This window comes from Reinekea marina, assembly GCF_030409715.1.
In the GTDB taxonomy this organism is placed as follows: Bacteria; Pseudomonadota; Gammaproteobacteria; order Pseudomonadales; family Natronospirillaceae; genus Reinekea; species Reinekea marina.
Window position 1 is genome coordinate 2,034,681 of record NZ_JAUFQI010000001.1, and the last position, 12,836, is coordinate 2,047,516.

Annotated in this window: 9 protein-coding genes; 7 read left to right on the forward strand and 2 right to left on the reverse strand. The window is 44.1% G+C overall.

The genetic code is table 11. From position 1 onward, the window contains the following. Positions 1-6: 6 nt before the first annotated feature. Positions 7-1,182, forward strand: a complete 1,176-nt coding sequence (gene fadA / locus QWZ13_RS10790) for an acetyl-CoA C-acyltransferase FadA (RefSeq protein WP_290281778.1) — start codon at positions 7-9, stop codon at positions 1,180-1,182. Positions 1,183-1,243: 61 nt separating this feature from the next. Here the strand turns inward: fadA and QWZ13_RS10795 are convergent, their stop codons facing one another. Beyond that, positions 1,244-1,948 carry a hypothetical protein gene (locus tag QWZ13_RS10795; RefSeq protein ID WP_290281779.1) on the reverse strand — a complete coding sequence of 235 codons (705 nt, stop codon included), beginning with the start codon at positions 1,946-1,948 and terminating at the stop codon, positions 1,244-1,246. Positions 1,949-2,074: 126 nt separating this feature from the next. Between QWZ13_RS10795 and topA the strand changes: the two genes are divergently transcribed. Then, positions 2,075-4,792: a type I DNA topoisomerase gene (gene topA, locus QWZ13_RS10800; protein ID WP_290281780.1), complete on the forward strand. Its 2,718-nt coding sequence runs from the start codon at positions 2,075-2,077 to the stop codon at positions 4,790-4,792. Between the two features lie 139 nt (positions 4,793-4,931). Here topA and gltA read toward each other — a convergent pair whose 3' ends face one another. After that, positions 4,932-6,203, reverse strand: coding sequence for a citrate synthase (gltA, locus tag QWZ13_RS10805; RefSeq protein ID WP_215999590.1), 1,272 nt, complete (start codon positions 6,201-6,203; stop codon positions 4,932-4,934). 330 nt (positions 6,204-6,533) lie between these two features. On the opposite strand from gltA, the gene sdhC reads away from it, so the two are divergent. From sdhC to QWZ13_RS10830, 5 genes are all read left to right on the forward strand, one after another. Next, on the forward strand, positions 6,534-7,016 hold the full coding sequence (gene sdhC, locus QWZ13_RS10810; RefSeq protein WP_353958979.1) for a succinate dehydrogenase, cytochrome b556 subunit: 483 nt from the start codon (positions 6,534-6,536) through the stop codon (positions 7,014-7,016). Beyond that, entirely contained in the window at positions 7,010-7,357 is a 348-nt protein-coding gene (sdhD, locus tag QWZ13_RS10815) for a succinate dehydrogenase, hydrophobic membrane anchor protein (RefSeq protein WP_215999592.1), read from the forward strand. The genes sdhC and sdhD overlap by 7 nt, the downstream gene beginning before the upstream one ends. Positions 7,358-7,359: 2 nt before the next feature. Further along, positions 7,360-9,132: a succinate dehydrogenase flavoprotein subunit gene (sdhA, locus tag QWZ13_RS10820; protein WP_215999593.1), complete on the forward strand. Its 1,773-nt coding sequence runs from the start codon at positions 7,360-7,362 to the stop codon at positions 9,130-9,132. A gap of 11 nt (positions 9,133-9,143) precedes the next feature. Next, complete coding sequence (locus QWZ13_RS10825) at positions 9,144-9,851, forward strand: succinate dehydrogenase iron-sulfur subunit (protein ID WP_215999594.1); 708 nt, start codon at positions 9,144-9,146, stop codon at positions 9,849-9,851. Positions 9,852-9,963: 112 nt separating this feature from the next. Then, complete coding sequence (locus QWZ13_RS10830; RefSeq protein ID WP_215999595.1) at positions 9,964-12,813, forward strand: 2-oxoglutarate dehydrogenase E1 component; 2,850 nt, start codon at positions 9,964-9,966, stop codon at positions 12,811-12,813. Positions 12,814-12,836 lie beyond the last annotated feature (23 nt).

A 12,836-nucleotide genomic window follows, 5' to 3' on the forward strand; every position in this document is an offset into this window, starting at 1 on the left:
GAAATAATGAGCTTAAAAGATAATGATGCTGTAATTGTAGATTTCGCTCGAACACCTATGGGTCGTTCTAAAGGCGGTAGCTACCGAAACACTCGTGCAGAAAATTTAAGTGCCGATTTAGTAAATGGATTGTTGGCGCGTAACAGCAACTTAAACCCAGCAGAAATCGAAGATATTATTTGGGGTTGCGTTAACCAAACAAAAGAGCAGGGCTGGAACATTGCTCGTATGATGCAGCTATTAACGGTAGTGCCTCATACGACCTCGGCTCAAACGGTTTCTCGTTTGTGTGGTTCGTCTATGTCGGCTTTGCATATTGCCACGGCAAATATCCAGTCTGATAACGGTGATGTGTATTTGATTGGTGGTGTAGAGCACATGGGTCATGTTGACATGATGCACGGTGTGGATCCTAACCCAAGCTTATCTCACAAGGCTGCGAAAGCCGCTGGCATGATGGGTCTGACGGCTGAATTGCTGTCGAAGATGCATGGCATTTCTCGCCAAGCGCAAGACGAATTTGGATTCCGATCGCACCAGCGTGCGCATCAAGCTACTATGAATGGAAATTTCGATAACGAAATTATTGCCATGAAAGGGCACGATGCGGCTGGAAATCCTTACATCATGAAGCACGATGAAACAATTCGCCCTGAAACCACGATTGAAGGTTTAGCCTCGTTGCGTCCGGCGTTTGATCCAAAAGCCGGTACAGTCACAGCGGGAACTTCAAGCCAAATAACTGACGGCGCTTCGGCAATGTTAGTAATGTCGGCGAAGAAGGCGAAAGAGCTAGGTCTTAAACCACGCGCTGTAGTTCGTTCTATGGGCCTAGCTGGGGTAGACCCTTCCATTATGGGTTACGGTCCTGTACCGGCTACTCAGAAGGCTCTAAAGAAGTTAGGTATGACCATTAACGACATTGACTATATTGAGTTAAATGAAGCCTTTGCCGCGCAAGCGTTGCCAGTGCTTAAAGATCTTAAGCTAATGGACAGAATGGATGATAGCGTAAACATCCATGGTGGTGCGATAGCATTGGGTCACCCATTTGGGTGCTCTGGTGCTCGAATTACCGGTACATTGCTAAATGTATTAGAGCAAAAAGATGCTCAATTCGGTCTGTCTACTATGTGTATTGGTTTAGGCCAAGGTATCAGTACAGTGATCGAACGAGTTTAATCGTTCTTTTCTAATTAAAAACCACTCTTAGGAGTGGTTTTTTTATGCTCGCTATAAATGTTTACGAAGCCGTTTCATCGTCTTCAGACTGGCTTATGTACAGGCCTGAAATAGCATTGGAAACTCTTTTAACTTCAGAATTCTTATCGGGTACGTTGACATCCGTTTTTAACAAAATGTCTTTAGCGCACTTGTAAAAATTAGCCGCCATGGCTAAGTCATTATGATCTCGAGCATCATCTCCTTGGCGAACAAAGGCTTTAAATTCTAATAACACCGTATTAATAACGAGTCGATTTCGATGTTGACGAAACGAATCTTCAGGCATTTCACCTGTTTGATAGAATTCACGCAACAATTTTAGTGTTTGTGAGAAATGCCGTTTCATCAAGAATATTTGCCGATCTGAAGCAGGTATATCAGGTTCTTGAGGATTCTCTTCAAGCGCAGCAATCTTAGCGCGCGTTTGTTCTATGGCTGCTTTTTCGTCCAGTAAATCGGGTGAGTTAGGAATTAAACCTAGGCCTTCAGCGATATTGTTCTCAATGCGTTCAACCAGTTTGTAAAGTAAATTTACATCTCGATCGTAGAGCAAAAGCGATTGTAAAAGTTCATCAATATCGGCTAATTCGCGGCGTATTTCTCTAATCCGCATGCGCCTTCGCTGCAGTTCTAACTCTTTGTTCGTGGCTTTTTTGGCGATGTAAAGAGCGCCAATAATAATGCCAATGAGCAATAATAGTGTAATAAATCCCCAAAAAGACATAGATTTTCCTTGATTTAACGATGTTACTTGACGTGGAAATTTAATCGGTTATAACCTTCGCCGCTTGCGGAAAGTGTAAACCTGAGTTACTTATATAAAAAGAACACATTAGCGGAATTATAGCGCATGGGAAAATCTCTGGTCATTGTGGAATCGCCTGCGAAGGCAAAGACCATAAATAAATATCTTGGCTCAGACTTCATTGTGAAGTCATCAGTGGGTCACATTCGCGATCTGCCGACCAGTGGTCAAAGTAAGCCGGTAGATCCAAAAGCTCGTGCTGCGCAAGCCGCAAAGACACGTAAAATGTCTCCTGAAGAAAAAGCCGTTTATAAAAAGACGAAAGCCCAGGAGCAGCTTATTAATCGTATGGGCATCAATCCAAAAGACGATTGGTCGGCCAATTATCAAATTTTACCTGGCAAAGAAAAAGTAGTCGATGAGCTACGTAGAATTGCGAAAGATGCCGATTGCATTTACCTCGCGACAGATTTGGATAGAGAAGGGGAAGCCATCGCTTGGCATCTTCAAGAAGCCATTGGTCACGAACCTGAGCGATATAAGCGCGTCGTATTTAATGAAATTACGAAGAAGGCTATTAATGAAGCCTTTGAAAAGCCTGGTGAACTTGATATTGATCGAGTTAATGCTCAACAAGCGCGACGATTCTTGGATCGCGTGGTTGGTTTTATGGTGTCGCCGTTACTCTGGGCCAAAGTGGCTCGTGGTTTAAGTGCAGGGCGTGTTCAGTCTGTAGCAGTGCGTTTAATCGTAGCGCGTGAAAATGAAATTCGTAAATTTATTCCGGAAGAGTTTTGGGATTTACACGCCAATCTGGGTACTTCTTTAGGTCGGGTTAAGTTTGAAGTCACAAAATACTTGGGCGAAAAATACCGTCCAGTCAACGAAGATCAATCAAACGAACATGTAAGTCGATTAGAGCAGCAAGCTTTCACTATCACCAAACGTGAAGATAAGCCGACCAGCTCTAAACCTACAGCGCCATTCATTACGTCGACGCTACAACAAGCCGCCAGTACGCGCTTAGGTTTCAGTGTAAAGAAGACCATGATGATGGCACAACGCCTCTATGAGGCAGGTCACATTACTTATATGCGTACAGACTCAACCAATTTGAGTGCTGAGGCTGTTGAGTCGGCTCGAGAATACATACAAAAAGAATTTGGTCCGGATTATTTGCCTAAGGCTCCTATTGTTTATGGCAGCAAAGAAGGCGCTCAGGAAGCTCATGAGGCTATTAGACCTTCTAGTGTAACCCGAAAGAGTTCTTCGCTTTCTGAGATGGAGCGAGACGCTCAGAGGCTATACGAGTTGATTTGGCAGCGATTTGTCGCTTGCCAAATGACGCCGGCCAAATATAAAAGTACCAATTTGTTTGTTGAAACGGGTGGCTACGAATTAAAAGCCAAAGGTCGAGTGTTGGTTTTTGATGGTTTTACACGTGTCATGAAGGGTGGGCAGAATCGAGATGATGTTGTTGAGCTGCCAGATCTAAAAGAAAACGAAACGTTGACATTGGAGCAACTAGAACCGAAGCAGCATTTTACCAAGCCGGTTGCTCGTTATACAGAAGCTTCATTGGTGAAAGAACTGGAAAAGCTAGGTATTGGACGACCGTCTACTTACGCTTCTATTATTTCTACTATTCAAGATCGCGGTTACGCTCGTTTAGAAAGTCGTCGTTTTTATGCCGAAAAAATGGGTGATATCGTAACCGAGCGCCTGACTCATTCATTTTCCGAGTTAATGCAGTATGAATTTACGGCACAATTCGAAGAATATTTGGATGAAATTGCCACCGGAACTAAGAATTGGAAAACGGTACTTAATGAGTTTTACGAGCGTTTTACCGAGCAGTTAGCCAAAGCTGAAGCCGATGAAAGTGAAGGTGGTATGGTCTCTAACGAGCCGACATTGACCGACATTGAATGCCCAAAATGTTCGCGACCGATGATGGTTCGTAATGGCACTACCGGCGTGTTTTTAGGTTGCTCGGGCTATAGTTTGCCCCCGAAAGAGCGTTGCAAAGGTACTTTAAATTTGGTGCCCGGTGAGGAAGCTATTTCAGCCGATGACGATGATGAGGCGGAAGTAAATCAGCTGCGTCAAAAAGAGCGTTGTGGTCTATGTGGCACCGCTATGGATAGCTACCTAATTGATGAAAAGCGGAAGCTACATATTTGTGGTAATAACCCAAGTTGCTCTGGCTTTAAGGTCGAAGCGGGTGAGTTTAAAATTAAAGGTTATGAAGGTCCAAGCTTAGAGTGCGATAAATGCGGCAGTGAAATGCAGCTGAAAAGCGGACGTTTTGGTAAGTATTTCGGGTGTACGAACGAGGAGTGTAAAAATACTCGTAAATTGCTTCGAAATGGCGAAGCTGCGCCACCAAAGATGGATCCAGTGCCCATGCCAGAGCTTAACTGCATTAAGGTGGAAGATACCTATGTATTGCGCGATGGCGCTGCCGGCATGTTTTTAGCGGCCAGTCAGTTCCCTAAAAATCGCGAAACTCGGCCCCCGTTAGTGGCTGAGCTTATCCCGCATAAATCAGAATTGCCTGAAAAATATTTCTATTTGTGTGATGCGCCTGTTGCCGACAGTGACGGTAATCCTTCTGTTATTCGTTTTAGTCGCAAAACTAAAGAGCAATATGTGATGAGCGAAGTTGATGGAAAAGCGACAGGCTGGGCCGCATACTATGACAATGGAAAGTGGGTGGTTCAGGAAAAAGCTAAAGCAAAGCCAAAGGCTAAACCGAAAGCTAAGGCCAAGCCAAAGGCCAAAGCGAAGGCTAAACCTAAAGCAGCAAAGAAAGACGAATAACTTAATTGTTCTGACGTAAAAGCAAAAAAAGCCGCGATACTTTGATGTGTCGCGGCTTTTTTTTGCCCAGATTTCAGTAGATCTAAAGCAAAAAAAAACCGGCTAGTGGCCGGTTTTTTTAAATAGCGATTGCTCTAGATTAATCTAAATCGCGGATCTTTTCGCCTGTATAAAGCTGGCGAGGTCGACCAATGCGGTATGGACCAGAGATCATTTCTTTCCAGTGAGCAATCCAGCCTGGCGTGCGGCCAACCGCAAATATAACGGTAAACATTTCTGTTGGAATACCCAAAGCTTTAAAAATAATACCAGAGTAAAAGTCTACGTTAGGGTATAGCTTTTTCTCTACAAAGTACGGATCTTCAAGTGCAATGGCTTCTAGGCGCTTAGCAATTCTTAGCAATGGATCGTTTTCAATGCCAAGTTCGCTTAATACCTCATCGCAAGCCTTTTTCATAACGCGTGCGCGTGGGTCAAAGTTTTTATAAACGCGATGACCAAAGCCCATCAATCGGAATGGGTCGTTTTTGTCTTTAGCGCGAGCGATGAATTCATCAATGTTTGATTCATCCCCAATTTCGGCCAGCATATTCAAGACGGCTTCGTTCGCGCCACCGTGTGCAGGGCCCCATAGTGCCGCAATACCCGATGCAATACATGCGAAAGGATTGGCACCAGAAGAGCCTGCTAAACGTACTGTTGACGTTGAAGCGTTCTGCTCATGATCGGCATGCAAAATAAAGATTTTGTCCATTGCGCGAGCTAAAACAGGGTTAACTTCATAGTTTTCACATGGGTTGCTGAACATCATGTGTAAGAAGTTGCCGCCGTAGCTTAGATCATTACGTGGGTACGCAAATGGCTGACCAATAGAGTACTTATAGGCCATTGCTGCCAGCGTTGGCATTTTCGAAATCAAGCGATGAGCGGCTACCTCACGGTGTTTCTCATTCGTGATGTCTAAAGAGTCGTGATAGAAGGAGGCTAAAGCACCAACAACCCCAACCATGACCGCCATTGGGTGTGAATCTCGACGGAAGCCGGTAAAGAAATCATGAAGTTGCTCATGAACCATTGTATGGTGCATGATCATATCTTGAAATTTTGCTTTTTCGGCTTCTTTAGGAAGCTCACCGTGCAGCAATAAGTAGCATACATCTAAGTAATCAGTCTTTTCAGCGAGCTGATCAATCGGGTAGCCGCGGTGCGTTAAAATTCCTTTTTCGCCATCAATAAATGTAATTTCAGACTCACAAGATGCGGTAGACATAAAGCCTGGGTCGTAGGTAAAAAGGCCGCTTGCCGCTAAAGATCGAACGTCTATGACGTCAGGTCCTTGCGTTCCAGAGTATACTGGCAGTTCAATAGGGTCTTGTCCTTCAATGACCAGCTTGGCAGTTTTATTAGCCATGAGGTCTCCTCTCTTAGGTAGTTTATAGGCTTAAGAAGCGTTGAAATAATAGGTGTTACAAGGTGCTGTCAGATAGAAAATAGAAATTTGAGCAGCACGAAATTGCGCATAACTATAGAGTTTTACTTTCGAAAGTCAATTTGGTCTTTAGTACCATAAAGTTCATAAAGTTCAAATTAATACTAAAAGACTATCAACGAACCTCGAAAATTGGTCTAAAGTGTCTTAAATGACTAGTAATTGAACAATGCCCGATTATTCAAGCTTGTGATGATAAATTTCTTAAAAACTAATACTAAGAAATGGCTGTAAACGTTTGTAATTCGTGACTTGCATATCTATAATCATCGCGCTTTTGAATTTGGAACATGTTTCAAATTCTGGTCTACCAACTCCCCATTCGTGGGGCCGCATAAGAAAAAACATGAGACTACTGCCGTGAAAAATACTCGTCCCGTAAACCTCGATTTATCGAAGTTCCGATTTCCGGTGACCGCGTTAGCGTCTATTACGCATCGTGTAGCTGGAGTTATTCTATTTGTTGCAATCGCATTTGTGCTTTGGGCACTCACGAAGAGTCTTGAATCTAAAGACGGATTTGAGCAGGTGTCTCAAGTCATGACGCATCCGCTCGCAAAATTTGTAACTTGGGGAATATTGTCTGCAATCGCTTACCACTTTATAGCTGGTATAAAACATTTATTAATGGATGCTGGATTCTTCGAAACCTTGGAGACGGGTCCTATAGCGTCTAAAGTCGTTTTTGTCTTAGCGGCTATTGCAATCTTATCGTTGGGGGTTTGGGTATGGTAACTAGTATTACGAGTTTATCTCGAAGCGGGTTGTTAGATTGGTTAATGCAGCGTGTCTCTGCAGTTGTATTGGCCGCCTACACTGTTTTTCTTTTTGGTTTTTTTGTAACCACATCCGAAGTAACTTTTGAAGTTTGGCAGGCCTTGTTTGCTAACTTCTGGGTTAAGATTTTTACCCTGGCAACTCTACTGTCTTTAGTGGGTCACATCTGGGTAGGTATGTGGACAATCGCAACAGATTACGTAAAAAATGCGTGGACTCGCTTTTTAGTAATCTCAGTAATTGCGCTAACTAACTTTATTTATTTTGTCGTCGGTTTTTCTGCGGTTTGGGGTGTTTAAGAATGGCAACTATTAAAACAATGACTTATGACGCCATCGTAATTGGTGGTGGTGGTGCAGGTATGCGGGCTGCACTTCAATTAGCAGAATCTGGATTAAACACCGCAGTAGTATCAAAAGTATTCCCAACGCGATCGCATACGGTTTCTGCTCAAGGTGGAATTACTTGTGCCATTGCAAGTGAAGATCCAAATGATGATTGGCGCTGGCATATGTACGACACCGTAAAAGGGTCGGACTATATCGGTGACCAAGACGCCATTGAATATATGTGCTCAGTGGGTCCTCAAGCTGTTTTTGAATTAGATCATATGGGTCTACCATTTTCTCGAACAGAAAAGGGTCGTATTTATCAGCGTCCATTTGGTGGCCAATCTAAAGGCCCTGATAACCCAACTCAAGCCTCTCGTACTTGTGCCGCAGCGGACCGCACGGGTCATGCATTATTGCACACGCTTTACCAAGGTAACCTAAAGGCCGGTACCAGCTTCTTAAATGAATGGTATGCCGTCGACCTCGTAAAGAATGCTAAAGGTGCCGTAGTCGGCGTGATCGCTATTGAAATTGAAACGGGCGATATCGTACACATTCAAGCGAAAGCGACGGTATTAGCCACGGGTGGTGCAGGGCGAATTTATGCTTCTACGACCAACGCTTTAATTAATACCGGTGACGGTATTGGTATGGCATTGCGTGCTGGTTTCCCTGTTCAAGACATGGAAATGTGGCAGTTCCACCCCACCGGTATTTATGGTGCCGGTACATTGGTAACAGAAGGTTGTCGAGGTGAGGGTGGTTATTTAATCAACAAAGATGGCGAGCGTTTCATGGAGCGTTATGCTCCAAACGCAAAAGACCTTGCTGGTCGTGACGTTGTGGCTCGTTCTATGGTGATGGAGATTTTAGAAGGACGTGGGGGCGGTGCCGATGGCGATCATGTATTCCTAAAGCTTGATCACTTAGGTGAAGAGCTTCTACAGTCTCGCTTGCCAGGAATTATGGAGTTATCAAAAACCTTTGCTCATGTTGATCCGGCAAAAGACCCGATTCCAGTTGTACCAACCTGTCACTATATGATGGGCGGTATTCCGACGAACGTTGGCGGTCAGGCCATTATGAAAGACAGTCAAGGTCAAGACACGATCGTAGAGGGTCTCTATGCGTGTGGCGAGGCTGCTTGTGTGTCTGTACATGGTGCAAACCGTTTAGGTGGCAACTCATTACTTGATCTAGTGGTATTTGGTCGAGCGGCTGGCATACAAATTGAAGAGTCGTTACGTCAGGGTTTCCAGACTGATGCGGCTTCAGAATCTGATGTTGACCAAGCTATGTCTCGTTTAACTGCATTAGATTCTCGTAAAACAGGTGAAAGTGTCGACCAAGTTAAAAAAGACCTACAAAACACAATGCAACTGCATTTCGGCGTATTCCGGGAAGGCGACAAAATGGCTGAAGGCCGTAAGAAGCTTATCGAAATTCGCGAGCGGGTTGAAAATGTCGTATTGGCTGATCGGTCAAACGCATTCAACACGGCACGTATTGAAGCGTTGGAGTTGTCAAACTTGATGGAAGTTGCAGAAGCAACCGCTATTTCTGCTGATACACGAACAGAAAGCCGTGGTGCTCATGCGCGTTACGACTACGAAGAGCGTGATGATGAAAATTGGTTGTGCCATTCGCTGTTTAACCCAATAGATAAGTCTGTTGGTAAGCGCGATGTTAACTTTAGCCCTAAAACGGTTGAAACATTCCAACCGAAAGTCCGTACCTACTAGGAGTTTATGAGATGAAAGTAAGTATCTATCGATTTAACCCCGAAACGGACAAGCGCCCGTATATGCAGGATTTTGATGTCGAAATCCCAGCCGGTAAAGATCTAATGGTTTTGGATGTTTTGCACTTAGTGAAAGAGCAAGACCCTACTTTATCTTACCGTCGCTCGTGTCGTGAGGGTGTATGTGGCTCTGACGGTATGAACATTAACGGCACCAATGGATTAGCCTGTATTACGTCTTTATCCGATGTAGGCGGCGAGAGCAAAACATTAGTTTTGCGTCCGCTTCCAGGTTTGCCTGTTATTCGTGATTTGGTCATCGACATGAGCACTTTTTATAAGCAATACGAAAAAGTACAGCCATTTTTGATCAATGATACACCCGCTCCTGCGATTGAACGTCTACAATCACCAGAAGAGCGAGAAAAGTTGGATGGCCTATATGAATGTATTCTGTGTGCTTGCTGCTCAACCGCATGCCCATCATTCTGGTGGAATCCAGATAAATTCATTGGCCCATCTGGTTTGTTGCAAGCTTACCGCTTTTTAGTGGATAGCCGTGACACCGCGACAGAAGAGCGCTTGTCTCAGCTGGATGATCCATTTAGCGTATTCCGCTGCCGTGGCATCATGAACTGTGTGTCGGTTTGTCCAAAAGGATTAAACCCAACACGAGCAATTGGTCATATTCGGTCTATGCTACTGAGTAGCGCGACATAAAATAGCATTTAGGCAGTTTCGACTGCCTTTTCGCTGCTCTTTTATTGTTTTGGGTTGGTGGTTGCTGTAAATCACCAACACTTTATTAAGTTTGAACATATAGGGTTCACTAATGCAAAACGCCTCAATGGAAGAACTCTGGTTGTCTTCTCATTTTTCGGGTGGCAACCAAACCTATTTAGATGAATTGTTTGAAGCCTACCTGGCCGATCCTAACTCTGTACCGGAGCAATGGCGCTCTGTATTCGATAAACTCCCAAATATTAATGATGAAGTGACAACTGATACGCCACATCAGCCGGTACGTGATCACTTTTTGTTGATGGGTAAAGCGCCTAATTTAGCCGCCGATACATTAGCTCCTGCGATCGTAACTGAGCATGAGCGCAAACAAGTCAGAGTGCATCAATTAGCCACCGCTTATCGTTTTCGTGGCCATCAGCAATCTAAACTTGATCCTTTAAATTTAGTTGAGCGGCCAAAGGTACCCGATTTAGACCTGAGCTTTCATGGTTTATCGGATGCCGATTCGGACACGGTTTATCAATGCGGTAATTTCTATTTTGGTAAAACGGAAGCTCCGCTTAAAGAAATATTAGCTGACTTAGAAAGTACTTACTGTTCTTCTGTAGGGGCTGAGTTTACTCACATTGTAAACACTGCTGAGCGACGCTGGATAGAGCAGCGAATGGAATCAGTTCGTTCTAAGCCAGAATACAGTGTAGAAGCCAAGAAGCATATTCTTGAACGTCTCGGCGCAGCTGAAGGTATGGAGAAGTTTTTGGGCTCCAAATACCCAGGCACCAAACGCTTTGGTTTAGAAGGTGGCGAAGCACTTATCCCGTTAATGGATGAGTTAATTCAGCGCAGTGGTTCTTACGGTGCGAAAGAAGTTGTCATTGGTATGGCTCACCGCGGCCGCTTGAATATGTTAGTAAATATTCTAGGTAAGAACCCAAGTGATTTGTTCGAAGAATTCGAAGGTAAGTCATTCTTATCCGAAAGCCAAGGCTCTGGCGATGTGAAATACCATCAAGGTTTCTCGTCTAATGTCATGACTTCCGGTGGCGAGCTACATTTAGCCTTAGCCTTCAACCCGTCTCACTTAGAGATTGCCGCACCTGTAGTTGAAGGTTCGGTTAGAGCTCGTCAAGATCGCCGCAATGATGCAACTGGCGAATTAGTTGTGCCTGTTAACATCCATGGTGATGCCGCGTTTGCGGGCCAGGGTGTTGTAATGGAGACATTCCAAATGTCTCAAACACGCGCTTATGGCACGGGCGGTACCGTACATATTGTCATCAATAACCAAGTTGGTTTTACCACTTCTAAGCAAGAAGATGCACGCTCGACTGAGTACTGCACTGATATTGCTAAAATGGTTCAAGCGCCTATTTTCCATGTAAACGGTGACGACCCAGAAGCCGTGGTTTTTGTTACGCAAATGGCCATTGATTACCGTCAACAGTTTAAACGCGATGTTGTTATTGATCTGGTTTGCTATCGTCGACGCGGTCATAACGAAGCTGACGAGCCGGCGATGACACAGCCGATAATGTACAGCATTATTCGCAAACATAAATCTACCTTTGAACTGTATGCGTCTAAATTAGTTGAAACAGGTGTAGTTACACAAGACTATGTTAAGCAAGTTGCTAACGATTACCGAGATGCATTAGAAAGTGGCGAGCACGTTGCTAAGGCTTTAGTCAAAGAACCTAATTCTGAGTTGTTTGTAGACTGGACACCGTATCTAAATCAGCCTGTTGTTGATGATTTTGATTCAGGTATGGATTTAAAAGAACTTCAAGCGCTGGCAAAGAAAATTAACACCACGCCTGAAGGCTTTAGCATGCAACGTCAAGTTAATAAGATCATTGAAGATCGAATTAAAATGGCAAACGGTGCTTTGCCTGTCAACTGGGGGTTCGCTGAGACACTTGCTTATGCAACAGTCATCGAAAATGGCCAGCCAGTTCGTATTACAGGACAAGATGTTGGTCGTGGTACTTTTGTGCATCGACATGCTGTTTGGCATAACCAAAAAGACGGTAGTACCTACGTTCCGTTGGCACATTTGTCTGAAGATCAGCCTAAATTCCAAATTTACGATTCTTTCTTATCAGAAGAAGCCGTTTTAGCGTTTGAATATGGCTATGCAACGACGATGCCTAACGCAATGGTTGTTTGGGAAGCTCAATTTGGTGATTTTGCCAATGGCGCTCAAGTAGTGATAGATCAGTTTATAACGTCAGGAGAGCATAAGTGGGGCCGATTATGCGGCTTGACGATGCTGTTGCCTCATGGTTATGAAGGTCAAGGACCTGAGCATTCTTCTGCTCGACTTGAACGTTTCCTTCAGTTGTGTGCTGAGCAAAATATTCAAGTAATTATGCCAACGACACCAGCGCAAGTTTTCCATATGCTGCGCAGACAAGCGATACGTAATTTGCGTAAACCGCTCGTCGTTATGTCACCAAAGAGCTTGTTACGTCATAAAGACGCAACTTCGAGCTTAGAAGAACTGGCTAATGGCAAGTTTGAAACTGTTATCAGCGAAGTAAATGATAAAGTTGATCCTAAAAAAGCTAAACGACTCGTGCTTTGTTCCGGAAAAGTTTATTACGATTTAGTCGATAAACGCGAAAAAGAGCAAGCTTACGATGTCGCCATTGTACGAATTGAACAACTTTACCCATTCCCTGAGCAACGATTACTCGATGTGGTTAAAACATTCAAACGCGTTGAAGATGTGGTGTGGTGCCAAGAAGAGCCGATGAACCAAGGCGCTTGGTATTCCAGTCAGCATCATATGCGTAAAGTAATCAATGAAGTAAATAACAGTTTATATCTTCGATACGCAGGTCGAGAAGCTTCTGCTTCTCCTGCTGCAGGTTATATGGCGTTGCACTTAGAGCAACTTGAAAAATTCTTAAACGATGCGATTCTGAATGTTCAGTAATCGCCAGGTAAAGACTTAAAGGA

Excerpts from the sequence above, each read along its gene's own strand:
- QWZ13_RS10830 (WP_215999595.1), top strand. The coding sequence starts at position 9,964 with ATGCAAAACGCCTCAATGGAAGAACTCTGGTTGTCTTCTCATTTTTCG.
- fadA (WP_290281778.1), top strand. The coding sequence starts at position 7 with ATGAGCTTAAAAGATAATGATGCTGTAATTGTAGATTTCGCTCGAACA.
- sdhD (WP_215999592.1), top strand. The coding sequence starts at position 7,010 with ATGGTAACTAGTATTACGAGTTTATCTCGAAGCGGGTTGTTAGATTGG.
- QWZ13_RS10825 (WP_215999594.1), top strand. The coding sequence starts at position 9,144 with ATGAAAGTAAGTATCTATCGATTTAACCCCGAAACGGACAAGCGCCCG.
- gltA (WP_215999590.1), bottom strand. The coding sequence starts at position 6,203 with ATGGCTAATAAAACTGCCAAGCTGGTCATTGAAGGACAAGACCCTATT.
- topA (WP_290281780.1), top strand. The coding sequence starts at position 2,075 with ATGGGAAAATCTCTGGTCATTGTGGAATCGCCTGCGAAGGCAAAGACC.
- sdhA (WP_215999593.1), top strand. The coding sequence starts at position 7,360 with ATGGCAACTATTAAAACAATGACTTATGACGCCATCGTAATTGGTGGT.
- QWZ13_RS10795 (WP_290281779.1), bottom strand. The coding sequence starts at position 1,948 with ATGTCTTTTTGGGGATTTATTACACTATTATTGCTCATTGGCATTATT.